This window comes from Pantoea osteomyelitidis, assembly GCF_044342975.1.
GTDB lineage: Bacteria > Pseudomonadota > Gammaproteobacteria > Enterobacterales > Enterobacteriaceae > Pantoea > Pantoea osteomyelitidis.
This window is the reverse complement of the sequence record NZ_JBGFSN010000005.1, coordinates 178,656-204,324: the sequence shown is the minus strand read 5'-3', so window position 1 is coordinate 204,324 and position 25,669 is coordinate 178,656. Positions and strand designations below refer to the sequence as shown.

Sequence of the window (25,669 nt, the reverse complement as noted above, 5' to 3'; positions counted from 1 at the left end):
CGCGGCAGCTGAATCAGGTACACCACTATGACTGCTTTTTGTCGTCTGATGGATGGGCTTTATCTGCTCTGCATGTGTATAGCAACCGTGGCGCTGCTGATCATGGTGACCGTAATCCCCATCGGCATTTTTGCGCGCTATGTGTTGAACGGCGCGCTCGCCTGGCCGGAGCCGGTGGCGATTATCTGCATGATCATTTTTACCTTTATCGGCGCGCCGGTCGGGCTGCGTGCCGGTACCCATATCTGCGTCTCGATGGTGACCGACCGTTTGTCGCCGCGCGCGCAGAGCTATGCGTTGCGCTTTTGCGACCTGTTGATGATCGCTACCTGTATCATCATCTTCCGCGCCAGCTACAACCTGTGTGAAGCGATGTGGATCCAGCAACTCGCCTCGCTGCCCGATGTCACTTATGGTCAGATGTATCTGCCGATCCCTCTCGGCGCGCTCTTTACCCTGCTGTTTGTTGTTGAGCGGCTGGTTTGCGGTGAGCAAACCCAGCGTCCGATTGTTACCCTCGGCGGTACGCACTAACGCGGAGTAATCCCATGGATGCCCTGATTCTGATTGGCAGTCTGATCCTGCTGTTAATGGTCGGTTTTCCTGTCGCCTTCGCTGTTGGCCTGAGCGCTTTTATCGGCGCCTGGTGGATCGACCTGCCGCTGGAAGCGGTAGTGATCCAGATTACCAACGGTATTAATAAATTTTCTCTGTTAACCATTCCCTTCTTTATTCTCGCCGGCGCCATTATGGCAGAAGGCGGTATCGCGCGGCGGTTGGTTAACTTTGCTTATATCTTTGTCGGCTTTATCCGCGGCGGCCTGTCGCTGGTCAATATTGTCGCCTCTACCTTTTTTGGCGCCATCTCCGGCTCCTCTGTGGCGGATACCGCCTCAATTGGCTCGGTGATGATCCCGGAGATGGAGGAGAAAGGTTACCCGCGCGATTTTGCCGCCGCGGTGACCGCCAGCGGCTCGGTGCAGGCAGTGCTGACGCCGCCAAGCCATAACTCGGTGATCTATTCGTTAGCCACCGGCGGGGTGGTCACCATCTCCTCACTGTTCGTTGCCGGTATTTTTCCCGGTCTGCTACTCGGCCTTTGCCTGATGATCATGTGCCTCGGCTTTGCGCGTAAGCGCGGCTATCCAAAAGGCGAACGCATTCCGTTTCGCCAGGCGCTGAAAATCTTTATCGACGCCTTCTGGGGTCTGTTTACCATCGTGATTATTCTCGGCGGGATTTTATCGGGGATTTTTACCGCTTCGGAATCGGCGGCTATCGCCTGTATTTGGGCCTTTTTCGTCACGATGTTTATCTACCGCGACTTTAAATGGAATCAGCTGCATGTCCTGATGTTCCGTACCATTAAAACGGTCACCATCGTCATGGTGCTGATTGCCTTTGCCGCCGGCTTTGGCGCGGTAATGACCTTTATGCAGTTACCGACCACTATCACCAGCTTTTTCACCAGCATTTCTGACAACAAATATGTGATCCTGATGTGTATTAACCTATTGCTGCTGCTGGTAGGCACGCTGATGGATATGGCACCGATCATTCTGATCCTGACGCCGGTATTACTGCCGGTGACCAGCGCGCTAGGCGTTGATCCGGTGCATTTTGGCATGATCATGATGATTAACCTTGGGATCGGTCTGATCACCCCGCCGGTGGGTTCAGTGCTGTTTGTCGCCAGTGCGGTAGGCAAGCAAAAGATTGAACAGGTGGTGCGCGCCATGCTGCCCTTCTACTGCGTGCTGTTTGTAATGCTGATGCTGATTACCTATATCCCGGCGCTTTCGCTCTGGTTGCCGCATGCGATGGGATTAATGTAACGCCTTACGACCAGCCAGGCAGAGAAAACGGGCGCAACGGAGCGCCCGTTTTTTTATCTCTGGCCCGGCTCTGATAATCGCTTTTCCCGGTCATCCCCCGGCGCGATTCGTGGTAACGTGATTGCTTTGTTGGAAGCGGCAGGACAAGCAGTGATGGCAACTAAAAAAATTGATACCGCCCTGATCAATGCGGGGCGCAGCAAACGTTATACTCAAGGCTCGGTGAACAGCGTTATTCAGCGCGCCTCATCGCTGGTGTTTGACACGGTCGCGGATAAAAAACGCGCTACCGCCGGTCGCGCTCAGGGCGAACTGTTTTATGGCCGCCGCGGCACCCTGACCCATTTTTCCCTGCAGGAAGCGATGACCGAGCTGGAAAACGGCGCGGGCTGTGCGCTTTATCCCTGCGGCGCGGCGGCGGTGTCCAACGCGATTCTCGCCTTTGTCGAGGCGGGCGATCACCTGCTGATGAGCGGCGCGGTGTATGAGCCGACCCAGGATTTTTGCAGCAAAATCCTCAGTAAGCTGAACGTTACCACCACCTTTTTTGACCACTGCATCGGCAGTGAAATCGCCGAACTGGTGCAGCCCAACACGCGCGTGGTGTTCCTTGAATCCCCCGCCTCGATCACCATGGAAGTGCAGGATGTGCCGTCAATCGTCAAAGCCGTACGCGCCAAAGCGCCGGACGCGGTGATCATGATCGATAATACCTGGGCAGCGGGCGTATTGTTTAACGCGCTGGATCACGGCGTGGATATTTCCATTCAGGCGGGCACCAAATATCTGATTGGTCACAGCGATGCGATGATCGGCACCGCCGTGGCGAATGCGCGCTGCTGGGATCAGCTGCGCGAAAACTCTTACCTGATGGGCCAGATGGTGGATGCCGACACGGCCTATATGGCGAGCCGTGGTCTGCGCACCCTGGGCACGCGCTTACGCCAGCATGAAGAGAGCGCGTTACAGGTGGCGGAGTGGCTGGCGCAGCAGCCTGCGGTTGCCCGTGTTAATCATCCGGCGTTGTCGCAGTGCAAAGGCCATGAATACTGGCGTCGGGATTTTTCCGGCAGCAGCGGCCTCTTTTCCTTTGTTTTGAAAAAGAAATTAAACAACGACCAACTGGCAAATTATCTTGATCGCTTCCATCATTTCAGCATGGCTTATTCGTGGGGCGGCTATGAATCGCTGATTCTCGCCAACCAGCCGGAGGAGCTGGCGGCGATTCGCCCGGCAGGCGGCGTCGATTTTGACGGCACCCTGGTGCGCCTGCATATCGGCCTGGAGCACGTCGAGGATCTGATTGCCGATCTTGCCGCCGGCTTTGATCGACTGGCGCAATAATAAAGCTCAACAAAACCTCAACCACGCGGCCGGAGCGCGAGCAGATCAAGTTTTGCTGCCCTGTTAGCCGCTAAAATAGAAGCCTTGTGACTTGATGGGATAACCAATGGCTGTTTTACATGAGATTGTTCAGGCGCTCTGGCATCAGGACTTTGCCGCGCTGGCCAATCCGGATGTAGTGTGGATCGTTTATGGCGTGATGTTCCTGACGCTGTTCCTGGAAAACGGCCTGCTGCCCGCTTCTTTTTTGCCGGGCGACAGTTTGCTGCTGCTTGCGGGCGCGATGGTGGCAAAAGGCGTGATGGATTTTGTACCGACAATGCTGATTCTGACCGCCGCCGCCAGCCTTGGCTGCTGGCTGAGCTATCTGCAGGGGCGCTGGCTGGGCAATACCAAACTGGTAAAAAGCTGGCTGTTGCATCTTCCGGCGCAATATCATCAGCGCGCCTGGCACCTGTTTAATCGTCACGGCCTGATGGCGCTGCTGGTGGGCCGCTTTCTCGCTTTTGTCCGCACCCTGCTGCCTACCATGGCCGGGATCTCAGGGTTGCAGAATGGCCGCTTCCAGTTCTTCAACTGGCTGAGCGGCCTGCTGTGGGTCACTATTGTGGTGGCCTTTGGCTACGGCATCAGCCAGGTGCCCTTTATCAAGCGTCACGAAGATCAGGTGATGGCGATCCTGATGATTCTGCCGGTGGCGCTGCTGTTTCTGGGTCTGGCGGGCAGCATTATCGTCATCTGGAAAAAACGAAAACAAAAACAGGCCTGACGCCGTGCGTCAGCCCGGCGGTTCAGCCACCGTCTGGCGCACGCGGTTCATCTCTTCCCCCGGCGTCACGCCAAAATAGCGCTTAAACTCGCGCGAAAACTGCGAGGCGCTTTCATAACCCACACGCACCGCCGCCGCGCTCGCCTTCATGCCGTCGTGCAGCATCAGCAGCCGCGCCTGGTGCAGACGATAGCGCTTCAGATACTGTAACGGCGACGTCTGCGTGACCGCCTTGAAGTTATGGTGAAACGCCGACACGCTCATATTCACTTCCGCCGCCAGCGCATCCACGCTCAGGTTATCCGCGTAGTGATTCTCGATACGCCGCAGCGCGCGAGCGATCTGACTGAACTGTGTCTGACGGCTCACCAGCGATAGCAGCGCGCCGCCGCAGGGACCGGTCAGCACGTAATAGATGATTTCACGCACGATTTGCGGCCCCAGCACGCGCGCATTGCGCGGCTGGCCCATTACGTCGAGCAGGCGCTCGGCGGCGCAGAGCATCTCTTCGCTCAGGTAAGCGGAATGGATGCCGGAAGTTTGCGGCTGAGGCTGAAAGGTGTCGTCGTCGCCGATATCCATCAGCAGATCCTGCAGGCGCGCAGCATCCACGCTCAGGCAGATGCCTGCCAGCGGCTGCTCCGGCGTCGCCCAGGTTTCACACTCTACCGGCAGCGGCACGGTAAGCATCAGGTATTTGGTGGCGTCATAATGAAACACGGTGCTGCCAAGGTAGCCGGTTTTACGCCCCTGAAACAAAATGACAATGCCTGGCTGATACATGATCGGCGTGCGCGGATAGTGCTGGCTGGCGTAGATCAGCGAGACGTTATCCACCGCGCACAGCGTATCGTGCCGGGTAGTCATCAGCGCGATCACCTGGTGCGCCAGGCGGCGGCAAAGGGCGTCATGTGGCATAGCGTCATCTCAAAAAATCAGGGAGTAACTATTGTGCCGCCATGCTGTCTTAATCTCTACCCACCTGGAGAAACAGGCAAGAATCACACAGGAATAAGCAGAGCGGACAGCAGGATCTGCGGCTACATTTACATCAGCGAAAAGTTTATTTTCCGGACTTCAACCCAAATCACTGACCAGTCAGGTTCAATGCAGATAAAGGAGCAACCATGGCAGACCAACCAATTATTAAACTGCGTGATGGCAACATGATGCCGCAGCTGGGATTAGGCGTATGGCAGGCCAGCATTGACGATGCGCGTAAGGCGGTACTTAAGGCGCTGGAAGTGGGCTACCGCTCCATCGATACCGCTGCCGCCTACAAAAATGAAGAGGCGATCGGCCAGGCGCTGCAGGAAACTGACGTGCCGCGCGACGAGATCTTTGTCACCACCAAGCTGTGGAATGACGATCAGCAGAACTGGCAGCAGGCGCTGGAAACCAGCCTGGAAAAACTGGAGCTGGATCAGGTGGATCTCTATCTGATGCACTGGCCATGTCCGGCGAAAGATCACTACGTCGAGGCCTGGAAAGGGATGATTGAACTGCAACAGCAGGGCCTGACCAAAAGCATCGGCGTCTGTAACTTTCATGAGAAGCACCTGAAACGCCTGATGGATGAAACGGGCGTGACGCCGGTGGTTAACCAGATCGAGCTGCATCCGATGCTGCAACAGCGCACGCTGCATGCCTGGAACGCAATGCATCAAATCCAGACCGAATCCTGGAGCCCGCTGGCGCAGGGCGGTAAAGGCGTTTTCGATCAGGCAATCATCAAAGAGATGGCGAAGAAATATGGTAAAACTCCGGCACAGATCGTGATTCGCTGGCATCTGGATAGCGGCCTGGTGGTGATCCCGAAATCGGTTACCCCTGCACGCATCGAGGAAAACTTTGCCGTGTTCGACTTCCGTCTGGATAAGACGGAGATCAGCGAGATCGCCAAGCTGGATCAAGGTAATCGTCTGGGGCCGGATCCGGAAGAGTTTAACTGATGAAGTGCGCGGCACCTGCCAGGGAGCCGCGCTGATTGAGGCCGGTGCGGCCTTTTATCCCACCGGCTGCACGAAAAGCTGCCCCGCTGTGCCGCGATCGGCCATCTCCAGACTCTGGCTGTAGTAGACAAAGGGGAAATGCTCCGAGGAACTTTGCGGGAAACTCACCAGCAGCTCCACATCGCCATCGACCCAGACGGTATCTTTCCAGCCGCGATCTTCGCCCATCGGCTGCGCGCCGTTAACGCTTTTGATCAGAAACATCACGCCCTGAATATGCAGCGCCTGCGGGCGATCGGCATGGATGATCCAGCGCTCGAAGGTGCCCTGCTGCACCACCGTATCGATACGGCTCATATCCCAGAGCGCGCCGTTGATCCCAGGCGCACTGTCGCCGAGCCGGAATTCGCGCGTCCGCACGGCGACGCCATCAAGAATCTGATCCGCCAGCAGGCGCATCGGCAGGTTATCGGTCACTAACGGCAGCAGTCCGGTCGGGCGCAGCGTCAGCACCAGGGTCGAGGTCAAAATTGAGGAAGGCTGAAACAGGCCGCGCAGACGATCCATAATGCCTGCCGCCGTGCCTGCGGTGATCGACACCTCATCGCCCTGCGACATATCGATCAGCACTTCGCGTCGTTCGCCTGGCGCCAGCGAAAGCTGCTGTACCGCCATCGGCGCAGGCAAAAAGCCCTGGTCGCTGGCGATCACCGTGAAGGGCCGGTTATCACTCATGCTTAGCTGATAGCGACGCGCATTGGACGCATTCAGCAGGCGCAGACGCACCCAGCCGCGGGAAACCTCGATGTAAGGGTTTCGTACGCCGTTGACCAGCAGTACGTCGCCCAGGAAGCCGCCATCCTGCGGCGGGTCGTAAACCGGCGTGGCGAAGTTATCGAGCCGTTTGTCCTGAATAATCAGCGGAAAATCATCGACGCCGTAGTGTTTGGGTAAAGGTAAGGATTTACTCACCTCATCCTCAACCAGCCACATGCCAGCCAGGCCATTGTAGACGTGCGGCGCCATGCGGTTCGGCGTATTCGCATGATACCAGCAGGTCGATGCGCCCTGACGAATCGGCAGCACCGGCGCCCAGTCGGCGCCGGACGACATCATACGCGGCGCGCCGCCCATCAGCGCGCCCGGCACCTGCAGGCCGCTGACGGTCATCGCTACCGGCTCGTTAAGGCGATTGGTGTAGATCAGCTTAACGTCATCACCACTGTAAACGCGCACGGTGGGACCAAGATAAAGGCCATTGATGCCCCATACCGGCACCTTGTTGTTGTCACCGTTAAATGACCAGTGGCTGCGCTGAAGCGTCAGGAACAGGGGTTGACCGCGGCGGGATTCCAGCAGCGGCGGTACGGGCAGAGGAACATCGCCGCCGCCTTCTGCGGCACGCGCCGCGGAAGGCATAACACCGGCGCTGAGCGCCATACCGGCGGAAAGCTGGATAAATTGACGTCTGCTGAAAGACATAAAACTTCTGACCCTATGAGCATGGCGAGCGAACGCCGTCCATTTTTATTCTGATTTGCTGTGCTGCGGGGCGTGTCGCGGATGCTCACGCCCCTTTTTTGGCTGTGTTAACCGGTCAGATTTTACCGTTTTTCTCGCGCTCGGCGACTTCAGCGTTAAGCTCTTCCAGCTTCGCCGACATCAGCTCGCGACAGTGGGTCGCCAGCTTGCGCACCGAGGCGTTTTCAAACGCTTTGATGTCCACCGGCGGCAGCATCTCTACGATCACTAAACCGTTTTTCAGGCGGTTGAGTTTGATTTTGCCGTGAGTGTTGGAAACCACCACCGGAATAATCGGGACGCCTGCCGCAACCGCCGCATGAAATGCGCCGGTTTTAAACGGCAGCAGACCACGTCCACGGCTGCGCGTGCCTTCCGGGAACATCCAGAAAGAGATGTTCTTCTTTTTGAACTGCTCTACCACGTCGCCAATGGTGCCGTGCGCCTTGGCGCGGTTGTCCCGATCAATCAGCAGATTGCCGGTCAGCCAGTAGAGCGGGCCGAAAAACGGGATCCAGAGCAGGCTTTTTTTCCCTACCGTTACCGTCGGCGGCTGAACAATTTTCGCCGCGGTAATCATGTCGTAATTGTTCTGGTGGTTAGCAATATAGATGGCATTGCCGTAATTTTCCGCCCCCGCAGGCTTACGCAACTCCACCTTGACGCCGCAGATGCCTGACATGGTGCCAAACAGCCGGCCAAACGTAGAAACATGGCGCGGATTACGCGGCGAAAAAAGACACCAGATCGATCCAAACACACAGACCAAAAGCGAAAAGATAATAATGTAAATAGTACGCAAAATTAATAACATAACTTCCTCATTGTGGCATCGCCTGACCCGTGAGCGTACAGCTTTGTTTATTCTTCGCTGGCCACCGCATCCGGCCGGGCTGGCGCATCCAGCTCAACGCGATCGATACGTTGTAGACCGCGCGGCAGCAGCGTGCCGCGACGTCCGCGTTCGGCGCGGAATTTCTGCAGCTCTTCGCTACGCAATGTCATTTTGCGTTTGCCGACGTGGAGCGTGACGGCGCTGCCCGGCGGCAGAATCAGCAGCCACGCCAGCTTATCCTGACCCGCCGCCGCTTCCGCTGACGGAATAGAGACGATCTTATTGCCTTTGCCTTTCGACATTTGCGGCAGATCGCCCACCGGGAACATCAGCATACGTCCGGCAGCGGTAATCGCCAGCAGCATGTCATCCTCATGATGTACCGCCATCGGCGTCATCACTTTGGCGTTATCAGGCAGCGAGAGCAGCGCTTTACCAGCGCGGTTGCGCGAAATCAGATCGTTAAAGGTACAGATAAAGCCGTAACCGGCATCGGAAGCCATCAGCAGACGCTGCTCTTCCGCCTCCATCAGCACCTGTTCCACCACCGCGCCCGGCGGCGGCGTTAGCTTACCGGTGAGCGGCTCGCCCTGACCACGCGCCGACGGCAGCGAGGTAGGATCCAGCGTATAGCTGCGTCCCGTGGAGTCGATAAAGGCCACCGGCTGGTTACTCTTGCCACGCGCCGCGGCGAGATAGCTGTCGCCCGCTTTGTAGCTCAGCCCGGCAGGATCGATATCGTGGCCTTTGGCGCTGCGCACCCAGCCCATCTGAGAAAGCACGATGGTGACCGGCTCGGAAGGCACCAGCTCGTTTTCGCTCAGCGCTTTCGCCTCTTCGCGTTCGCGCAGTGGTGAACGGCGATCGTCGCCGTAGGCGTTGCTGTCCGCCTGCAGTTCTTTCTTCAGCAAGGTATTCATTTTGCGCTCTGAGGCGAGAATCGCCTGGATCTGGTCGCGCTCTTTCTCCAGCTCGCTCTGCTCGCTGCGAATTTTCACCTCTTCCAGTTTGGCGAGGTGACGCAGTTTCAGCTCCAGAATCGCTTCCGCCTGGGTTTCGCTGATCTCAAAGCGCGACATCAATACCGGCTTCGGCTCATCTTCGCTGCGGATGATGTGGATCACTTCATCAATATTCAGAAAAGCGATCAGCAAGCCTTGCAGGATATGCAGACGACGCAGCACCTTCTCAAGACGGTAGTTAAGGCGGCGGCGCACGGTATCGCGACGGAACACCAGCCATTCGGAGAGGATTTCCAGCAGGTTTTTCACCGCCGGACGGTTATCCAGTCCGATCATGTTCAGGTTAACGCGATAGCTCTTTTCAAGATCGGTGGTGGCGAACAGGTGGTTCATCACCTGATCAAGATCGACACGGTTGGAACGCGGCACAATCACCAGACGCGTGGGGTTTTCGTGATCCGACTCGTCGCGCAGATCTTCAACCATCGGCAGCTTTTTATTGCGCATTTGCGCCGCGATCTGCTCCAGCACGCGCGCGCCGGAGACCTGATGCGGCAACGCGGTGATTACCGCCTCGCCATCCTCTTTCTTCCATACCGCGCGTTGGCGGATGGATCCACGGCCGTTCTGGTAGATTTTGCGGATTTCCTCGCGCGGCGTGATGATCTCCGCCTCGGTGGGGAAATCGGGTCCCTGCACGATATCCAGCAGCATTTCCAGCGTGGTTTTTGGATTGTCGATCAGCGTTATCGCCGCCTGCGCCACTTCACGCAGGTTGTGCGGCGGAATATCGGTCGCCATGCCTACCGCAATGCCGGTGGTGCCGTTCAGCAGAATGTTCGGCAGGCGTGCAGGCAGCATCTTCGGCTCCTGCAAGGTGCCGTCGAAGTTAGGCGCAAAATCCACCGTGCCCTGGCCCAGCTCGCTGAGCAGTACTTCGGCATATTTGGACAGGCGCGATTCGGTGTAGCGCATCGCGGCGAAAGATTTCGGATCGTCCGGGGCGCCCCAGTTGCCCTGCCCGTCGACCAGCGGATAACGATAGGAAAAGGGCTGCGCCATTAACACCATCGCTTCGTAACAGGCGCTGTCGCCGTGCGGATGATATTTACCCAGCACGTCACCCACGGTACGCGCCGACTTTTTAAATTTGGCGCTGGCGTTCAAACCCAGCTCGGACATGGCGTAGACAATACGGCGCTGCACCGGCTTCAGGCCGTCGCCGATATAGGGCAGCGCCCTGTCCATGATGACGTACATGGAGTAGTTCAGGTACGCGTTTTCAGTAAATTTGTGCAGGGCAAGACGCTCTGCACCATCCTGCGTCAATTCACTCATTAAGCTTGCTTCCTCACATCGTAGCCCGCCGCAGCGGAACACCGGCGATCGTTTGGCGAGGATAGTACCTTATTCGCCGCGGTTAGTCACAGGGGAGCCTGCAGGTGACGGCCCCTTCACCGCAGGTGGCAGGACGGACAAACAACAACGGCTTGCCTCTGAGGTTTTCTTTTTCACTTTTTTCAGCAAGCGAGCCTGATTGTTGCGTTTGCAGCAAAAGTATTGTGACCAAAGCCGTATTTTTCCCCGTTCCGTCATCAGGTAAACTGGCGTTATTCTTTGATACGGGAGCTGAATAAATGAGCAAAATTTTGATTATCGACGGCGGCAAGGCCTTCGCCCATTCCAAAGGCGAGCTGAACCATACCATGACCAACGTGGCAACCACCTGGCTGCGCGATCAGGGTCATGAGGTTGCGGTAACTGAAGTCGATAAAGGCTACGTCGTCGCCGATGAGGTGCAGAAATACCTCGACAGCGACGTCGTGATCTATCAGATGCCGGGCTGGTGGATGGGCGAACCCTGGATCGTAAAAAAATATATCGATGAAGTCTTCACCGAAGGTCACGGTTCACTTTACGCCAGCGATGGCCGTACGCGCGCCGATGCCGCTAAAAAATATGGTTCCGGCGGTCTGATCCAGGGCAAAAAATATATGCTTTCCCTGACCTGGAACGCGCCGCTGGAAGCCTTTACCGATCCGGAGCAGTTCTTTGAAGGCGTTGGCGTTGACGGGCTTTATCTCCATTTCCACAAGGCGAATCAGTTCCTTGGCATGGAAGCACTGCCGACCTTTATCTGTAACGACGTCATCAAACAGCCGGATATTCCGCGCGATATCGAGCGTTATCGGACTCATCTCAGCCAGATCTTTGCTTAACTGTATATAGCTAAAAAAAGGAACAAGGCTATGTTGACCGTGGTTGCTGAGATTTGCATTAAACCGGGCCATCGCGATCGGGTGCTGGCGGCGATTCAAAAGCTTACCCCCGTGGTGCTGCAGGAAGAGGGTTGCGGTCAGTATGACGCGCTGGTAGACCATCAGGCGCAGATGCCATGGAAACACAACTCGCCAGATTCCATTTTTATGCTGGAACAGTGGGAATCGCTGCGTCATCTGGAGCAGCATCAGCAGATGCCGCATATGGAGGCGCATCGCGCAGCGATTAAAGATGATGTGGTTGATGTGAAAATCCTGGTACTGGAACCCACCCACGGGTAACAGGCTGAATGACTCCCCCGCATTCGGGGGAATGATTTCGCTCAGGCTCAGAAAAGCTTCTGCTCCTCAATCTTGTCCCGCAGGAAATCCAGAAAACAGGTGATGCGCGCCGCCAGCGTCGAATTGCTGTAGTAGACCGCATGCACCGGCAAACGGGTATCACGCGTTTCACTTTCCAGTACCTGAACCAGCCTGCCGCTGGCCATATCGCTCTCGCTGACAAAGTCGGAAATCCGCGCAATGCCCTGTCCCGCCAACGCCAGCTGCCGGATGGTTTCGCCGCTGGACGCGCCGATGGTGGGCTTGATCTGCAGCAGCTGTCCCTCTTTTTCCCATACCGGCCAGCGGTTATGCACGTCGGAATTGCTGAATCCGATCAGACGATGCTGCGATAACGCAGCCACGCTCTGCGGCTCGCCATATTTCGCCAGATAGGTCGGACTTGCCAGCAGACGCAGCCGACTGTGGCCGAGCATACGTGCCCGGATGGTGGAATCCCGCAGCTCGCCGATGCGGATCGCAATATCGGTTTGCTGCTCCAGCAGATCGATAACGATGTCGTCGGTATTCAGTTCAAGCTGAACAAGGGGATAGCGCGTGCTGAACTCCTCCACCAGCGGCACAATGACATGCAGCATAAAGGGCGTGGCGGCGTTAATACGCAGACGGCCTGCCGGGGTTTCACGGCGCTGAGCGATTTGCTCTTCGGCCTGCTCCACCGAGGCGAGGATTTTGCGCGCGTGCGTCAGAAAGATCTGCCCCTCTTCGGTGAGCGCCAGACGTCGCGTAGTGCGGTGCAACAAGGTGGTTTGCAGCTTGCTTTCCAGTCGGCTCAGCGCCCGGCTGATGCCGGAGCTGGTTTGTTCCAGTTGCTCCGCCGCGGCGGTAATCGATCCGGTATCCACCACCACGACCCAGGCGCGCAGCTCTTCAAGCGTAATCTTCACCCGTCTCTTTTCCTGTGACGAAAAGGGACGCCGCAGCGTCCCTGTTATTACACGTCGATATCGGCCATATCGCCTTTTTCCTGCAGCCAGTTGCGGCGATCTTCCGAGCGCTTTTTGGCCAGCAGCATATCCATCATACGTAGCGTCTGATCAACGTCTTCGTCGTCAATGGTAAGCTGTACCAGACGGCGCGTATTGGGATCGAGGGTGGTTTCGCGCAGCTGCAGCGGGTTCATCTCGCCCAGCCCTTTAAAACGCTGCACGTTAGGCTTGCCTTTTTTGCGCTTCAGCTGCTCCAGCACGCCCTCTTTCTCATCTTCATCCAGCGCATACCATACCTCTTTGCCGAGATCGATGCGATAGAGCGGCGGCATCGCCACGTAGACGTGGCCGCCTTTCACCAGCGAGCGGAAATGCTTTACAAACAGCGCGCAGAGCAAGGTGGCGATATGCAGGCCATCGGAATCCGCATCCGCCAGAATGCAGATTTTACCGTAGCGCAGCTGGCTGAGATCTTCGCTGTCGGGATCGATGCCGATCGCCACAGAGATATCATGTACTTCCTGCGAGGCGAGTACCTCATCTGAGGAGACTTCCCAGGTATTCAGGATTTTGCCTTTCAGCGGCATGATCGCCTGGTATTCACGGTCGCGCGCCTGTTTGGCTGAGCCGCCCGCCGAATCCCCTTCCACCAGGAACAGCTCGGTTTTATTCAGATCCTGCGCGGTGCAGTCTGCCAGCTTGCCGGGCAACGCCGGTCCGCTGGTCAGCTTTTTACGCACCACCTTTTTCGCCGCGCGCATACGACGTTGGGCGCTGGAAATCGCCAGCTCCGCCAGCTGTTCCGCCGCCTGCACGTTCTGGTTGAGCCACAGGCTGAAGGCGTCTTTTACCACTGCGGAAACAAAGGCCGCGCACTGACGCGACGATAAGCGTTCTTTGGTCTGGCCCGCAAACTGCGGATCCTGCATTTTTACCGAGAGCACATAGGCGCAGCGATCCCAGATATCTTCTGCCGAGAGCTTCACGCCGCGCGGCAGGATATTGCGGTATTCGCAGAACTCACGCATCGCGTCCAGCAGGCCCTGGCGCAAACCGTTAACGTGCGTGCCGCCCTGCATGGTGGGGATCAGGTTAACGTAGCTCTCCGTTAGCAGCTCGCCGCCTTCCGGCAGCCAGAGCAATGCCCAGTCCACCGCCTCCACATCACCGGCAAAGCTGCCGACAAAGGGTTTTTCCGGCAGCGTCGGCAGGCCATTTACCGCCTCGCAAAGATAGTCGGTCAGACCATCTTCATAGAGCCAGCGCTGCTCGGTGTTGTTGACCTTATCCTTAAACACAATCTCCACGCCAGGGCAAAGCACCGCTTTGGCTTTTAACAGATGCGTCAGGCGTGAAATGGAGAAGCGCGGGCTGTCGAAGAACGAGACATCTGGCCAGAAGTGGACCCGCGTACCGGTATTGCGTTTGCTGACGCTGCCGGTAACGGTGAGATCCTGCACCTTCTCGCCATTTTCAAAGGCGATATCGTAAACTTCGCCGTTGCGGCGCACCGTGACCTCAACGCGTTTCGACAGGGCGTTGACCACGGAAATACCGACGCCGTGCAGGCCGCCGGAGAACTGATAGTTTTTATTGGAGAACTTACCGCCAGCGTGCAGACGGCACAGGATCAGTTCAACCGCAGGCACGCCCTCTTCCGGATGGATATCTACCGGCATGCCGCGCCCGTCGTCGATTACTTCCAGCGACTGATCCGCGTGCAGGATCACTTCCACACGTTTTGCGTGCCCGGCCAGCGCCTCATCGACGCTGTTATCTATCACTTCCTGTCCCAGATGGTTGGGACGCGAAGTATCAGTGTACATGCCCGGACGACGACGTACGGGCTCGAGGCCAGTAAGAACCTCAATGGCATCCGCGTTATAGCTTGATTGAGTCATCGTAACTGTCTGATTTGAAGTTTGATAATAGTCGCGACTCCCGCCGCGCTCAGACGTGATTCAGACCAAGGAAGTCGAGAATCGGCGGGAAATAGCGTTCGAATCCGATAAAGGCATGATTGCCGCCCTCTTCTACCGTCTGGCGACAGGAACTGTAATAATCGAGCGCCTGACGGTAATCGAGCACTTCATCGCCGGTTTGTTGCAGCAGCCAGAGTAAATCAGGCGCTTCCAGCGGCTCAATCTGCATCACTTTCAGATCGTAAATGTGGCGTGACTCTAACACATATTGCTGACCGGTGTATGGATTCTGATTTGTCCCCAGGTAATCCGCCAGCAACTCAAAGGGGCGCACCGCCGGGTTCACCACCACCGCCGGCACCATAAAACATTGCGACAGCCAGGTGGCGTAGTAGCCGCCCAGCGAGGAGCCGATCAGGCCCAGCGGCTCGCCCGCACGCTGAAGCACCAGCTCTTCCAGCAGCAGAGCGGCATCAGCCGGAAAGGCGGGCAGCTGCGGCACAATCATCTCAATTTGCGGGCGCGTTTCAGCCAGCCAGCGCTGAAACAGCGTCGCTTTGGCCGACTGCGGCGAACTGTTGAAACCGTGCAGATAGAGCAACGCCGCCATGAGTTAATAGCCTTCAGCGTCAAGATCGGGACAGAATGCCCGCGTTTGCAGGCGATTCACTTCGGTAAAGACCCTGCCATCTGTTTCCAGCTCCAGCCAGCGCCAGCCGGGGGCCACGCTGTCAATGGTAAAGCCGGTGCAGTGCGGCTTGAACTGCACGCAGGTGGAGGGCGTGGCCAGAATCCGACGTCCTTGCCACTCGATATCCATCTCCTGATGGATATGGCCGCAAATTAACGTCTTTGCCAGCGGATAGCGCTCCAGCACCGCGTCCAGCTGATGCGGATTGCGCAGGCTGTGCTGATCGAGCCAGGTGCAGCCTGATGCCTGAGGATGGTGATGCAGCAACACCAGCGTGTGCCGCTCCGGCGCCAGCGCCAGGGTTTTCTCCAGCCATTCGAGCTGATATTCGCTCAGCATGCCGTGCGGCACGCCGAAAACCTGGCTGTCCAGCAGCACCAGTTGCCACTGTTCGCCAAGGAAAACGTGTTTGGCGTCGGCGATTTTCGCTTTGGCTAAGGTATCAAACATCGCAGGCTGAAAATCGTGATTGCCGGGCAGCCAGACGCAGGGCGCCGGCAGGCGTGAAATCCCCTCAGCAAAATGCTGATACGCTTCGATTGAGTGATCCTGAGCTAAGTCTCCGGTCGCGATGATAAGATCATACTCGCGCTGCTGAGCCGCAATGGCCTGCAGCACCGCGTCATAACTCGCCCAGGTATTTACGCCCAGCAGCGATTCATCTTTACCCGCGAAAAGGTGGGTATCTGTAATCTGTAAGATCCTGATTTTGGACCCATTCGCCACAGGAAGAGTTAGCAGGCTATCCAAAGCGTTTCCTTAATCTCCACGCCGTTTCACACGTTTTACGCTATCAGCAGACCGGTACCGCCATGGCTCCATGCGCCAGGCAGTAGCGCAACCAGTCAGCGAGAAACTGATTAATCTGATGTTTCTCATCGCGCTGATGCAATTTTTTATTGGGGTAATCATAACGCGCTTTAAAGCGATAGATCTGCTGTGTTGAACACACTTCAGCGACCATCGCATCGTGATATAACCTGACCGACATCGAAGGCAGGCTCCAGTAACTGACGGCAGGCGCAACCTGTCGAATCTCCACCAACGTGGTGTAACGGGTAGACTCTTCGATCGTCAATTGATAGCTGGCGCCATTCACCTGATAAGTCACCGATGCGCCCGCTTCGTCGCTGCGCGGCAGCAGGCGGCGTAGTTGGGCAAAATTGGTTTCGCACAGCCGCATCATCTCGGGGAAATCAGGGGTATAGCGCTGTCTCATGTTATCTTCCACTCTTCTCGTAATTTCGCATGGTGCAACGCTAACCATTGCAGGGCAATGACAGACGCCGCGTTGTCAATTATTCCCTCCTCAACCCAGCGGTAAGCCTGCTCCCGGCTGACCACATGGACAAGAATATCCTCATTCTCTTCCTCCAGCCCGTGGTATCCCTCTGCCAGGCTGGCATCCACTTCCCCGACCAGTACCGACAGGCGCTCGGTGGTGCCGCCCGGACTGGCCAGATAATTTATCACAGATTTAACACGGCCTACCGACAGGCCCGCCTCCTCCACCGCCTCACGGCGCACCACCTCTTCCACGCTCTCGCCAGGCTCGATAATGCCCGCCACCAGTTCCAGCAGCCAGGGGGTACGGCTGGTGTCATAGGCCGGGATGCGGATCTGTTCGATCAGCACCACTTCATCGCGCAGGGGATCATAGGGTAGCAGCACGGCGGCGTGCCCGCGCTCAAAAACTTCGCGCTGCACTTCACCGCTCATTTCGCCATTAAAAAGACGATGGCGAAAGCGATAGCGAACAAGCGAAAAAAAACCGTCGTAAAGTGTTTCGCGTGCAATAATTTCTACATCGTTTTTTGTGAAAGTCACAGGAGATTTTTTCTCGCCCGTCATCGTCTGACTCCTTATGCAGATTGGGATGGAGCTAAGAAAAGCCAACCCTCTTACTCCATCTGAGTGGTTCTTTCTGAAATATTTGCGTAAATTAGGGGCAGAAGGCACGTTCAGCCAACTTATCTGGCAGTCGTACTCTGCTAGAATCGGCGATTATTTTTTGGCTTATCGGCAGCGCTACCCTAGCTATTTTGCTGCAACACAAGGAATGCAAATGAAAAAACTGCTCCCATTCGTTATTGGACTGAGCCTGGGCGCTTTCAGCTTCGCCAGTCAGGCAGAGAATCTGGTTCAGGTCTACCAGCAGGCTCGCCTGAGCAACCCTGACTTACGCAGCTCCGCTGCCGATCGCGATGCCGCGTTCGAAAAGATCAATGAAGCTCGCAGTCCTTTGTTGCCGCAGCTGGGTTTGGGCGCAGATTATGCATATAACGGCGGCTATCGCGACAGCAGCGGTATTCACTCCAACACGACCAGCGCCTCACTGCAACTGACGCAGACCATTTTTGATATGTCGAGATGGCGCGCCCTGACGCTGCAGGAAAAAACCGCCGGCATCCAGGATGTCTCCTATCAGGTTGCCCAGCAGAATCTGATCCTGAACACCGCTACCGCTTATTTTAACGTACTGAACGCGATCGATACGCTTTCTTACTACGAAGCGCAAAAACAATCTATTTATCGTCAGCTGGATCAGACCACTCAGCGCTTTAACGTTGGCCTGGTCGCCATCACCGACGTGCAAAACGCGCGCGCGCAGTATGACGCCGTGCTGGCGAATGAAGTCACGGCACGTAATACCCTTGATAACCAGGTTGAAACGCTGCGCCAGATTACCGGCAATGCTTATCTCTCGCTGGCGTCGCTCAATATCGATCGCTTCCAGACCACTAAGCCGTCGCCGGTCAATACCCTGTTAAAAGAGGCGGAAAGCCGCAACCTGAGCCTGCTCTCGGCGCGTTTGTCGCAGGATCTGGCGCGCGAACAGATTCGCTATGCTGAAACCGGCCATATGCCTACGCTGGATCTTACCGCGTCTACCGGTCTTTCCAATACCAAATATGGCGGCAGCCGCGCTAACCAGGGCACCACCAACGATGCTATCTCTGGTTCCAACCAGGTGGGTCTGAGCTTTTCTCTGCCCCTCTACAGCGGCGGTAGTGTGACTTCGCAGGTGAAACAGGCGCAGTACAGCTTTGTCAGCGCCAGCGAACAGTTAGAAAGCGCGCATCGCTCTGCTGTGCAGACCGTTCGCTCCTCCTTTAACAACGTGAACGCTTCTATCAGCAGCATCGAGGCCTTCAGGCAGGCGGTCGTTTCCGCGCAAAGCTCGCTGGAAGCCACCGAAGCGGGTTATCAGGTCGGCACCCGTACCATTGTTGATGTGCTGGACGCCACCACTACGCTCTACAGCGCGAAGCAGCAGCTGTCGGATGCGCGCTACAGCTATCTGATTAATCAGCTGAATATCAAATATGCGCTCGGCACTCTGAATGAACAGGACCTGGCGACGCTTAACGCTCAGCTGGGCAAAGAGATCCCGACCTCGCCGGAAAGCGTTGCGCCGGAGAATCCGCAGCAGGACTCCCGTGCCGACAACGGCCCGAGCGCGAATGCCGGCATGTCGCCCGCCGCCGCGCGTCCTGCCGCCGCGCGCAGCACCAGCAATCCATTCAGCCATTAATGCTTTCAGGGGCCCGTTTGCGGCCCCTTTCCCAATCAAACGTATAGCAACGTAAATATCCCTTAACGTTCAGCCCCTCAGCTTCATTTTTCACCACTCATCCCCTATCCTAAGCGCTACCTTTGGGCACAGGATCACGATAATGAAACGGACTAAAAATATTCGTCATGCCGCCTTTCGCAAGAGCTGGCAGGCAAGACATTTAACCCCGGTCGCTTTCGCCATTTCGGCGGTATTTATGCTGGCTGGCTGCGAACAAAATGATGAAACCGTTGCGCTCTATCAGAATGCGGATGATTGCTCGAAAGCGAATCCCGATCAAAGCGCGCAATGCACCACTGCGTATAACAATGCGCTGAAAGAAGCGGAGCGCACCGCGCCGAAATATGCCAGTAAAGAGGATTGCGTGGCGGAGTTCGGGGAAAATCAGTGTCAGCAAGCGCCCGCGCAGGCAGGCACTCAGGCTGAGCCTCAGCAGAGCGGCAGTTTCTGGATGCCGCTGATGGCCGGTTACATGATGGGACGTTTGATGGGTGGCGGAGCGGGCTTTGCCCAGCAGCCGCTGTTCTCGCCCAGAACGCCGAACAGCCCGGCGAACGGCCAGTTTGTCGATGCGTCCGGTCGTAATTATGGCAATGCCGCTTCTGGCCGTACCATGACGGTGCCGAAAACCGCGCTGGCGCCAAAACCGGCCACCACGACCACCGTAACCCGCGGCGGTTTTGGTGAAACCGTCGCAAAACAGAACAGCATGCAGCGCAGCAGCGCCACCGGCACCAGCAGCCGTTCGTTTGGAGGCTAACCCACCCTTATGCAACGCATTGCCATTACAGAACGACCAGGCTGGCGCGAAAAAGCCACCGAATACGGCTTCCGTTTTCATACCATGCATGGCGAGCCCTACTGGTGTGAGGATGCTTATTATCAGTTCACTCTTGCGCAAATCGAGAAGCTGGAGGCGACCACGGCCGAGCTGCATCAGATGTGCCTTGATGTGGTGGAGAAAGTGGTGAAAAGCGAGGAGCTGCTGACCCGGTTCCGCATTCCCAAACACACCTGGGATTTTGTTCGCGACTCCTGGAAACTGAGCCAGCCTTCCCTCTACTCCCGCCTCGATCTCGCCTGGGATGGCAAAGGCGATGCTAAGCTGCTGGAGAATAATGCCGATACGCCCACCTCGCTCTACGAAGCGGCGTTTTTTCAATGGATCTGGCTGGAAGATCAGCTGAATGCCGGCCAGCTTCCGGCAGGCAGCGATCAATTTAACAGTTTGCAGGAGAAGCTGATTGAGCGTTTCGCGGCGCTTCATCAGCAGCACGGCTTTAACTGGCTGCATTTCGCCTGCTGCCGCGACACAGAAGAAGATCGCGGCACGGTGCAGTACCTTCAGGATTGCGCCACCGAAGCGGGCTTGCCGAGCGAGTTTCTTTATATCGATGAGATCGGTTTGGGAGAGAAAGGTCAGTTTACCGATGTCAACGATCAGGTAATCAGCAATCTCTTCAAGCTCTATCCGTGGGAATTCATGCTGCGCGAGATATTTTCGACCAAGCTGGCGGATGCCGGCGTGCGCTGGCTGGAGCCTGCCTGGAAGAGCATTCTGTCGAATAAGGCTTTGCTGCCGATGCTGTGGCAGATGTTTCCCAACCATCCCAATTTGCTGCCGTCTTATTTTGCTGACGATAACGTGCCATCAATGGATAAATATGTGGTGAAGCCGCTCTTCTCGCGTGAAGGCGCTAACATTCGCATTATCGAAAACGGTAAAGAGATTGCCCGCGTCGACGGTCCCTATGGCGAAGAAGGCATGATCGTGCAGCAGTTTTATCCACTGCCGAAATTCGGCGACAGCTATACCCTGATCGGCAGCTGGTTGATTGACGATCAGCCCGCTGGCATCGGACTCCGCGAGGATCGCGATTTGATTACTCAGGATCTGTCGCGCTTTTATCCGCACGCTTTTATCGAGTAATCATCAGGCCGCAATTTGCGGCCTTTTTTACGCCGCGCCGTTAGCCAACCCGCACTGACAGCATACTGATAGCGCTCATCTCTACGCCATCGACGGGGATCGTCACCGCCTCGTCAGGCTGGCGCGAGCCCAGCACATAAAGTAGCGGCAGATAATGCTCTGGCGTAGGATTTGCGAGCTTTGCATGCTCATGTTGCATAAAGCTCACCAGCGGATGCGCTTCAGCTTCCCCCTGAAAGTTCAGGTTTTCACGAACAAATTCATTGAATGAATTGGCCCATGGCCAGGCCTCTTCACCGCCCTGCCAGCGCAACATACGCAGGTTATGCACTACGTTGCCGCTGGCGACAATCATTACGCCACAATCGCGCAACGCCGCCAGCTTGTGTCCCAGTTCATAATGCCAGGCGGCTGATTTGGTGCTGTCAACGCTGAGCTGCACTACCGGGATATCCGCATCCGGGTACATCTTGATTAACACTCCCCATGAGCCGTGATCGAATCCCCATTCCTGATCAAGATGCACCGCAACCGGCGCCAGCAGCTCGGCAATTTCCTGAGCCAGCTCCGGCGAGCCGGGCGCCGGATAATACGTATCATAAAGCGCCTGTGGGAAGCCGCCAAAATCATGAATAGTACGCGGGTTATTCATTGCCGTTACCGCCGTACCGCGCGTATACCAGTGTGCGGAAACCGCCACAATGGCGCGTGGACGCGGTAAGGTTTTACCCAGTTTACGCCAGGCCTGAGTATAACGGTTCTCTTCCAGCGCATTCATCGGGCTGCCATGACCCAGAAACAGCGCAGGCATACGAATTTCACTCATGAGACTTTCCCGGACCAGTAAGTTGTTTTGATGACGGCTACGATACGCCGTTTAGCGACCGGAATAACTCTGATAAGCATGATGATCATCGTCAGAAAATTTGAATAAAAAAACAGCGACATTTCTTTACGTAACAAAACTTTATTTTTTGTAAGGGCAAAGGTAAGTTAACCAGGAATCATTATCATCAAGGAGATGAGCATGTCAGTGCCGTTGCTTTTGACCATTCTGGCTGGCGGAGCCACTTTTGTTGGGGCCGTCGTCGGGGTGATGGGACAAAAGCCGTCCAATCGCGTGCTGGCTTTCGCCCTGGGCTTCGCCGCAGGCATTATGTTGCTTATCTCTCTGATGGAAATGCTGCCTGTGGCTCTGCATACTCCTGGGATGTCACCGGTGTTAGGGTACGGCATGTTTATGTTGGGTCTGCTGGGCTATTTTGCATTGGACCGTATGCTGCCGCATCAGCACCCGCAGGATTTGATGGCGATTAATCGCCGCCCCGCCAACCTCAGACGCACCGCCATGTTGTTGACGCTTGGCATCAGCCTGCACAATTTTCCGGAGGGCGTCGCCACCTTTGTTACCGCCAGCAGCGATATGGATTTGGGGCTGGGCATCGCCCTGGCTGTTGCCATTCATAATATTCCTGAAGGTCTGGCGGTAGCCGGTCCCATGTATGCGGCCACCGGCTCAAAGATGAAGGCGATATTCTGGGCCTGCGCCTCCGGGATGGCGGAAATTATCGGCGGCATTACCGCCTTTATGCTGTTTGGTCCGATGGTGTCGCCCGTGGTCATCGCTGCGGTAATGGCGGCTGTCGCCGGGATTATGGTGGCGCTCTCGGTTGATGAGCTGATGCCGCTGGCGCGTGAAATCGATCCCCACAACAATCCCAGTTATGGCGTACTGTGCGGTATGACGGTGATGGGCCTGAGCCTGACGCTGCTGCAAAGCAGCGGTATCAGCTAGTGGCACCGGTAAATCAGCGACATAAAAAAAGCCGGGATTTTCCGGCTTTTTCGTTGTTCAGGCCAGGATCAGCTCGCCTGACGCGTCTCGCGTTCACGACGATACGCCACCAAATCTTCGATGGTGACAACCGGCATATCATGCTGTTTCGCAAAGACGATCGCTTCAGGCGCGTGCGCCATAGAACCGTCATCATTGGTCAGTTCGCAGAGCACGCCAGCCGGTTTGAAGCCTGCCAGCGTAACCAGATCGATAGTCGCTTCGGTGTGGCCGCCGCGCGTCAGCACGCCGCCATCCTGCGCGCGCAGCGGGAAAACGTGGCCCGGACGATTCAGGTCGCTGGGTTTGGCGTTATCAGCAATGGCGGTACGAATAGTGGTAAGACGATCTTTAGCGGAAACGCCGGTGGTAACCCCCTGCGCCGCTTCAATGGTCACCGTAAAACCGGTGCCGTATGAGCTGGTGTTGTTCTCTACCATCATCGGCAGCTCAAGCTGCTGACGACGCGCGTCGGTCAGGCACAGGCAAACAATGCCGCTGCCGTGACGAATAGTCAGCGCCATCTGCTCTACGGTCATGGTTTCGGCGGCGAAAATCATATCGCCTTCATTTTCACGATTTTCGTCATCAAGCACCATTACGCCGCGGCCGTCCCGCAGCGCCGCAACGGCGCGTTCCACACGCTGTTCCGGCGTGCCAAATTCAGAAAGAAGCGTCTGATTCATGGTAAAAACCTTATGTAAGAATATGAGTTACCAGAATCAGGGCGAACTTAGGAGTGACGTCAAAAAGACATGGCAATAACGTGAAGCAGGCATAGCCCGACTGATGTCGTTACCCTCTCCCATCCGGACTTTAACCGTCGGCCCCGGAATTACACCGGATCTGCTGACCTTCAAACCTGAGGATCTGAAGCGCTCGCGGGCTTTCAGCAACGCTGATTTACCGCCGGTGGGGAATTTCGCCCCGCCCTGAGAATAAGCAAAATCACTATAACGCCAAAAAACCGGGCGGGCAATCGACAAAACCGCAAAAGCTTTTGCATTTCCTGCGTTGACGATTTGAGGTTTAACCTTTTCATTTCTGGCATTACACTTAATGCATATTTTGACAAAAGAGACGCTGCCGTCGGCAACCCGCAAACAGGAAATCACCATGATCGACACGAAAAAAATTGAACAACTTGCGCGTCAGGTGCATGAGGCCATGCCAAAAGGAATTCGTGAATTTGGCGATGACGTCGAAAAGAAAATTCGCCAGGTGCTACAGGCGCAGCTTACCCGCATGGATTTGGTAAACCGCGAAGAGTTTGATGTGCAGACGCAGGTTTTGCTGCGCACCCGTGAGAAGCTGGCCGCGCTGGAGCAGCGTCTGGCGCAGTTAGAGAACAACGCGACGGTTAACAGCGTGACCCCCGCCGCCAGCGTGCCGCAGGAAGTGATCAAAACGGAAGATCCGCAGTAAATCCCGGATCTGCCGTTTTTGCGGGAGCCTGGCTCCCGCACAGCTTTTAGCTTTTCGCGCCGCGAATGGTTTTGATGATATTGGTCGTTGAGATGCCATCTTCGAAGTTAAGCACCATCACCTCGCCGCCGTTCGCCCACACCTCCTTGCTGCCCGCGATATCTTCCGGTCGGTAATCGCCGCCTTTTACCAGCAGATCCGGCAGAACGTCAGCGATCAGACGCTGCGGCGTATCCTCTTCGAATGAAACCACCCAATCCACCGCTTCCAGCGCGCCCAGCACGATCATGCGGTTAACCAGCGGGTTCACCGGACGCGTTTCGCCTTTCAGACGTTTGGTGGAAGCATCGCTGTTAACCGCCACGATCAGACGATCGCCCAGCTTGCGCGCATTGGCCAGATAGGAGACGTGTCCGGCGTGCAGAATGTCGAAAACGCCGTTGGTCATCACCACCTTCTCACCGCGCCTGCGCGCCAGCGCCACCGCCTCTTTAAGCTGCACTTCGTTCATCACGCCAAAACCGCTTTCCGGACGGGCATGAATCGCGTTTTCCAGCTCTACCGGGCTGACGGTTGAGGTCCCGAGTTTTCCGACCACCACGCCTGCGGCGGCGTTAGCGAGGAAGCAGGCCTCTTCCAGAGAATTGCCCGCCGCCAGCGCAGCGGCCAGCACGCCAATCACCGTATCGCCGGCGCCGGTAACGTCATAAACTTCCTGCGCAAGGGTCGGCAGATGCAGCGGCGCTTTGCCTGGCTGCAACAGCGTCATGCCATTCTCCGAGCGTGTAATCAGCAAAGCGGAGAGTTGGTAATCCGTCACCAGCTGCATGCCGCGGGTCACAATCTCTTCTTCGCTCTTGCATTTTCCGGCAACGGCTTCAAATTCAGAGAGGTTTGGCGTCAGCAGCGTGGCGCCGCGATAACGAGCGAAATCGGTGCCTTTCGGATCGATCAACACCGGCACGCCGGCATCCCGCGCCAGCTGAATCATCGCCTGAACGCTGGTCAGCGCCCCTTTCGCATAGTCGGAAAGCACCAGCGCCCCTGAGGCCGCCAGCGACTGGCGGATACGCTGATGAATCGGCTCCGGGTCAACATTGTCGAAGCCCTCTTCAAAGTCGAGGCGAATCAGCTGCTGGTTGCGGGAAAGCACGCGCAGTTTGGTAATCGTGGGATGGGTTTTGATGGCGACAAAATCACAGTTAACCTTAACGTCATTCAGCCGCGCATTCAGTACGCGCGCCGCATCATCCTCGCCGGTCAGTCCAATCAAACGTGAAGCTGCCCCCAGCGCCGCAATGTTCATTGCCACGTTGGCTGCACCGCCCGGCCGCTCCTCCACCGTATCCACTTTCACCACCGGCACCGGGGCCTCAGGGGAAATACGGCTCGTGGGGCCATACCAGTAGCGATCCAACATCACGTCGCCGACAACCAGCACTGCGGCGCGGTCGAATTCGGGCAGTGTTACTTTCATTCCAGACACTCCAGACTGCAGTAAAAATAGTGCGCGGATAATAGC

Annotated in this window: 25 protein-coding genes and 1 riboswitch; of the genes, 12 read left to right on the top strand and 13 right to left on the bottom strand. The window is 56.5% G+C overall.

The annotated features are described in order from the left end of the window. Positions 1-27 precede the first annotated feature (27 nt). The 4 genes from ABU178_RS14615 (at position 28) to ABU178_RS14600 (ending at position 3,948) form a co-directional block, all read left to right on the top strand. The gene (locus tag ABU178_RS14615) at positions 28-534 is read left to right on the top strand and encodes a TRAP transporter small permease (RefSeq protein WP_397216182.1); all 507 of its coding nucleotides are present in this window, start codon (positions 28-30) and stop codon (positions 532-534) included. Between the two features lie 14 nt (positions 535-548). After that, positions 549-1,835, top strand: a complete 1,287-nt coding sequence (locus ABU178_RS14610) for a TRAP transporter large permease (protein WP_397216180.1) — start codon at positions 549-551, stop codon at positions 1,833-1,835. 153 nt (positions 1,836-1,988) lie between these two features. Further along, a complete protein-coding gene (metC, locus tag ABU178_RS14605; protein WP_397216178.1) occupies positions 1,989-3,179 on the top strand; it encodes a cystathionine beta-lyase in 1,191 nt (396 codons plus the stop codon). A gap of 106 nt (positions 3,180-3,285) precedes the next feature. Beyond that, the gene (locus tag ABU178_RS14600) at positions 3,286-3,948 is read left to right on the top strand and encodes a DedA family protein (protein ID WP_397216176.1); all 663 of its coding nucleotides are present in this window, start codon (positions 3,286-3,288) and stop codon (positions 3,946-3,948) included. A gap of 9 nt (positions 3,949-3,957) precedes the next feature. Here ABU178_RS14600 and ABU178_RS14595 read toward each other — a convergent pair whose 3' ends face one another. Then, a complete protein-coding gene (locus ABU178_RS14595) occupies positions 3,958-4,866 on the bottom strand; it encodes an AraC family transcriptional regulator (RefSeq protein ID WP_397216174.1) in 909 nt (302 codons plus the stop codon). A gap of 209 nt (positions 4,867-5,075) precedes the next feature. Here ABU178_RS14595 and dkgA point away from each other — a divergent pair, with 209 nt between their 5' ends. Continuing rightward, the gene (gene dkgA, locus ABU178_RS14590) at positions 5,076-5,900 is read left to right on the top strand and encodes a 2,5-didehydrogluconate reductase DkgA (protein WP_397216172.1); all 825 of its coding nucleotides are present in this window, start codon (positions 5,076-5,078) and stop codon (positions 5,898-5,900) included. Between the two features lie 54 nt (positions 5,901-5,954). Here the strand turns inward: dkgA and ftsP are convergent, their stop codons facing one another. The 3 genes from ftsP to parC all read right to left on the bottom strand — a co-directional run bounded on the left by ftsP (position 5,955) and on the right by parC (position 10,556). Further along, entirely contained in the window at positions 5,955-7,382 is a 1,428-nt protein-coding gene (ftsP, locus tag ABU178_RS14585) for a cell division protein FtsP (RefSeq protein WP_397216170.1), read from the bottom strand. Positions 7,383-7,497: 115 nt separating this feature from the next. Then, positions 7,498-8,235, bottom strand: coding sequence for a 1-acylglycerol-3-phosphate O-acyltransferase (locus tag ABU178_RS14580; RefSeq protein ID WP_397216168.1), 738 nt, complete (start codon positions 8,233-8,235; stop codon positions 7,498-7,500). Between the two features lie 47 nt (positions 8,236-8,282). Beyond that, the gene (gene parC / locus ABU178_RS14575; RefSeq protein ID WP_397216166.1) at positions 8,283-10,556 is read right to left on the bottom strand and encodes a DNA topoisomerase IV subunit A; all 2,274 of its coding nucleotides are present in this window, start codon (positions 10,554-10,556) and stop codon (positions 8,283-8,285) included. A 299-nt stretch (positions 10,557-10,855) separates the two neighbouring features. Here parC and ABU178_RS14570 point away from each other — a divergent pair, with 299 nt between their 5' ends. Both ABU178_RS14570 and ABU178_RS14565 read left to right on the top strand, forming a co-directional pair. After that, positions 10,856-11,437 (top strand): NAD(P)H-dependent oxidoreductase, encoded by a 582-nt coding sequence (locus tag ABU178_RS14570; protein WP_397216164.1) that lies wholly within the window; start codon positions 10,856-10,858, stop codon positions 11,435-11,437. 30 nt (positions 11,438-11,467) lie between these two features. Next, positions 11,468-11,779 carry a putative quinol monooxygenase gene (locus ABU178_RS14565; protein ID WP_397216162.1) on the top strand — a complete coding sequence of 104 codons (312 nt, stop codon included), beginning with the start codon at positions 11,468-11,470 and terminating at the stop codon, positions 11,777-11,779. A 47-nt stretch (positions 11,780-11,826) separates the two neighbouring features. Here ABU178_RS14565 and ABU178_RS14560 read toward each other — a convergent pair whose 3' ends face one another. Genes ABU178_RS14560 through nudF form a run of 6 tightly spaced genes read right to left on the bottom strand, consistent with a single transcriptional unit; the run spans position 11,827 to position 17,232 of the window. Then, positions 11,827-12,726, bottom strand: coding sequence for a LysR family transcriptional regulator (locus ABU178_RS14560; protein ID WP_397216160.1), 900 nt, complete (start codon positions 12,724-12,726; stop codon positions 11,827-11,829). Between the two features lie 47 nt (positions 12,727-12,773). Further along, positions 12,774-14,669, bottom strand: a complete 1,896-nt coding sequence (gene parE, locus ABU178_RS14555; RefSeq protein ID WP_397216158.1) for a DNA topoisomerase IV subunit B — start codon at positions 14,667-14,669, stop codon at positions 12,774-12,776. A gap of 49 nt (positions 14,670-14,718) precedes the next feature. Further along, complete coding sequence (gene yqiA, locus ABU178_RS14550) at positions 14,719-15,300, bottom strand: esterase YqiA (protein ID WP_397216156.1); 582 nt, start codon at positions 15,298-15,300, stop codon at positions 14,719-14,721. A gap of 3 nt (positions 15,301-15,303) precedes the next feature. After that, positions 15,304-16,131 (bottom strand): 3',5'-cyclic-AMP phosphodiesterase, encoded by an 828-nt coding sequence (cpdA, locus tag ABU178_RS14545; RefSeq protein WP_397216154.1) that lies wholly within the window; start codon positions 16,129-16,131, stop codon positions 15,304-15,306. A gap of 43 nt (positions 16,132-16,174) precedes the next feature. Continuing rightward, entirely contained in the window at positions 16,175-16,600 is a 426-nt protein-coding gene (locus ABU178_RS14540) for a DUF1249 family protein (RefSeq protein ID WP_397216152.1), read from the bottom strand. Then, positions 16,597-17,232 (bottom strand): ADP-ribose diphosphatase, encoded by a 636-nt coding sequence (gene nudF, locus ABU178_RS14535; RefSeq protein ID WP_397216150.1) that lies wholly within the window; start codon positions 17,230-17,232, stop codon positions 16,597-16,599. Before nudF ends, ABU178_RS14540 begins: the two co-directional genes overlap by 4 nt. Positions 17,233-17,446: 214 nt before the next feature. Here nudF and tolC point away from each other — a divergent pair, with 214 nt between their 5' ends. From tolC to ABU178_RS14520, 3 genes are all read left to right on the top strand, one after another. Next, on the top strand, positions 17,447-18,916 hold the full coding sequence (gene tolC / locus ABU178_RS14530; protein ID WP_397216148.1) for an outer membrane channel protein TolC: 1,470 nt from the start codon (positions 17,447-17,449) through the stop codon (positions 18,914-18,916). A gap of 142 nt (positions 18,917-19,058) precedes the next feature. Next, positions 19,059-19,718, top strand: coding sequence for a DUF1190 family protein (locus ABU178_RS14525; protein ID WP_397216146.1), 660 nt, complete (start codon positions 19,059-19,061; stop codon positions 19,716-19,718). Between the two features lie 9 nt (positions 19,719-19,727). Next, positions 19,728-20,888: a glutathionylspermidine synthase family protein gene (locus tag ABU178_RS14520; RefSeq protein WP_397216144.1), complete on the top strand. Its 1,161-nt coding sequence runs from the start codon at positions 19,728-19,730 to the stop codon at positions 20,886-20,888. 40 nt (positions 20,889-20,928) lie between these two features. Here ABU178_RS14520 and ygiD read toward each other — a convergent pair whose 3' ends face one another. Next, on the bottom strand, positions 20,929-21,714 hold the full coding sequence (gene ygiD, locus ABU178_RS14515; RefSeq protein WP_397216142.1) for a 4,5-DOPA-extradiol-dioxygenase: 786 nt from the start codon (positions 21,712-21,714) through the stop codon (positions 20,929-20,931). Positions 21,715-21,915: 201 nt separating this feature from the next. Between ygiD and zupT the strand changes: the two genes are divergently transcribed. Beyond that, positions 21,916-22,683 (top strand): zinc transporter ZupT, encoded by a 768-nt coding sequence (gene zupT, locus ABU178_RS14510; RefSeq protein WP_397216140.1) that lies wholly within the window; start codon positions 21,916-21,918, stop codon positions 22,681-22,683. A gap of 68 nt (positions 22,684-22,751) precedes the next feature. Here the strand turns inward: zupT and ribB are convergent, their stop codons facing one another. Next, entirely contained in the window at positions 22,752-23,408 is a 657-nt protein-coding gene (ribB, locus tag ABU178_RS14505; RefSeq protein WP_397216138.1) for a 3,4-dihydroxy-2-butanone-4-phosphate synthase, read from the bottom strand. A 107-nt stretch (positions 23,409-23,515) separates the two neighbouring features. After that, positions 23,516-23,666, bottom strand: a riboswitch (FMN riboswitch). Positions 23,667-23,838: 172 nt separating this feature from the next. On the opposite strand from ribB, the gene ubiK reads away from it, so the two are divergent. Next, positions 23,839-24,147: a ubiquinone biosynthesis accessory factor UbiK gene (gene ubiK / locus ABU178_RS14500; RefSeq protein ID WP_397216673.1), complete on the top strand. Its 309-nt coding sequence runs from the start codon at positions 23,839-23,841 to the stop codon at positions 24,145-24,147. 46 nt (positions 24,148-24,193) lie between these two features. On the opposite strand, the gene hldE is transcribed toward ubiK, so the two are convergent. Then, entirely contained in the window at positions 24,194-25,624 is a 1,431-nt protein-coding gene (hldE, locus tag ABU178_RS14495; protein ID WP_397216136.1) for a bifunctional D-glycero-beta-D-manno-heptose-7-phosphate kinase/D-glycero-beta-D-manno-heptose 1-phosphate adenylyltransferase HldE, read from the bottom strand. Positions 25,625-25,669: the final 45 nt, after the last annotated feature.

What these genes read in the sequence shown, in the direction of transcription:
- ABU178_RS14615 (WP_397216182.1), top strand. Translation starts at nt 28, where the DNA reads ATGACTGCTTTTTGTCGTCTGATGGATGGGCTTTATCTGCTCTGCATG.
- ABU178_RS14610 (WP_397216180.1), top strand. Translation starts at nt 549, where the DNA reads ATGGATGCCCTGATTCTGATTGGCAGTCTGATCCTGCTGTTAATGGTC.
- metC (WP_397216178.1), top strand. Translation starts at nt 1,989, where the DNA reads ATGGCAACTAAAAAAATTGATACCGCCCTGATCAATGCGGGGCGCAGC.
- ABU178_RS14600 (WP_397216176.1), top strand. Translation starts at nt 3,286, where the DNA reads ATGGCTGTTTTACATGAGATTGTTCAGGCGCTCTGGCATCAGGACTTT.
- ABU178_RS14595 (WP_397216174.1), bottom strand. Translation starts at nt 4,866, where the DNA reads ATGCCACATGACGCCCTTTGCCGCCGCCTGGCGCACCAGGTGATCGCG.
- dkgA (WP_397216172.1), top strand. Translation starts at nt 5,076, where the DNA reads ATGGCAGACCAACCAATTATTAAACTGCGTGATGGCAACATGATGCCG.
- ftsP (WP_397216170.1), bottom strand. Translation starts at nt 7,382, where the DNA reads ATGTCTTTCAGCAGACGTCAATTTATCCAGCTTTCCGCCGGTATGGCG.
- ABU178_RS14580 (WP_397216168.1), bottom strand. Translation starts at nt 8,235, where the DNA reads ATGTTATTAATTTTGCGTACTATTTACATTATTATCTTTTCGCTTTTG.
- parC (WP_397216166.1), bottom strand. Translation starts at nt 10,556, where the DNA reads ATGAGTGAATTGACGCAGGATGGTGCAGAGCGTCTTGCCCTGCACAAA.
- ABU178_RS14570 (WP_397216164.1), top strand. Translation starts at nt 10,856, where the DNA reads ATGAGCAAAATTTTGATTATCGACGGCGGCAAGGCCTTCGCCCATTCC.
- ABU178_RS14565 (WP_397216162.1), top strand. Translation starts at nt 11,468, where the DNA reads ATGTTGACCGTGGTTGCTGAGATTTGCATTAAACCGGGCCATCGCGAT.
- parE (WP_397216158.1), bottom strand. Translation starts at nt 14,669, where the DNA reads ATGACTCAATCAAGCTATAACGCGGATGCCATTGAGGTTCTTACTGGC.
- yqiA (WP_397216156.1), bottom strand. Translation starts at nt 15,300, where the DNA reads ATGGCGGCGTTGCTCTATCTGCACGGTTTCAACAGTTCGCCGCAGTCG.
- ABU178_RS14540 (WP_397216152.1), bottom strand. Translation starts at nt 16,600, where the DNA reads ATGAGACAGCGCTATACCCCTGATTTCCCCGAGATGATGCGGCTGTGC.
- nudF (WP_397216150.1), bottom strand. Translation starts at nt 17,232, where the DNA reads ATGACGGGCGAGAAAAAATCTCCTGTGACTTTCACAAAAAACGATGTA.
- tolC (WP_397216148.1), top strand. Translation starts at nt 17,447, where the DNA reads ATGAAAAAACTGCTCCCATTCGTTATTGGACTGAGCCTGGGCGCTTTC.
- ABU178_RS14525 (WP_397216146.1), top strand. Translation starts at nt 19,059, where the DNA reads ATGAAACGGACTAAAAATATTCGTCATGCCGCCTTTCGCAAGAGCTGG.
- ABU178_RS14520 (WP_397216144.1), top strand. Translation starts at nt 19,728, where the DNA reads ATGCAACGCATTGCCATTACAGAACGACCAGGCTGGCGCGAAAAAGCC.
- ygiD (WP_397216142.1), bottom strand. Translation starts at nt 21,714, where the DNA reads ATGAGTGAAATTCGTATGCCTGCGCTGTTTCTGGGTCATGGCAGCCCG.
- zupT (WP_397216140.1), top strand. Translation starts at nt 21,916, where the DNA reads ATGTCAGTGCCGTTGCTTTTGACCATTCTGGCTGGCGGAGCCACTTTT.
- ribB (WP_397216138.1), bottom strand. Translation starts at nt 23,408, where the DNA reads ATGAATCAGACGCTTCTTTCTGAATTTGGCACGCCGGAACAGCGTGTG.
- ubiK (WP_397216673.1), top strand. Translation starts at nt 23,839, where the DNA reads ATGATCGACACGAAAAAAATTGAACAACTTGCGCGTCAGGTGCATGAG.
- hldE (WP_397216136.1), bottom strand. Translation starts at nt 25,624, where the DNA reads ATGAAAGTAACACTGCCCGAATTCGACCGCGCCGCAGTGCTGGTTGTC.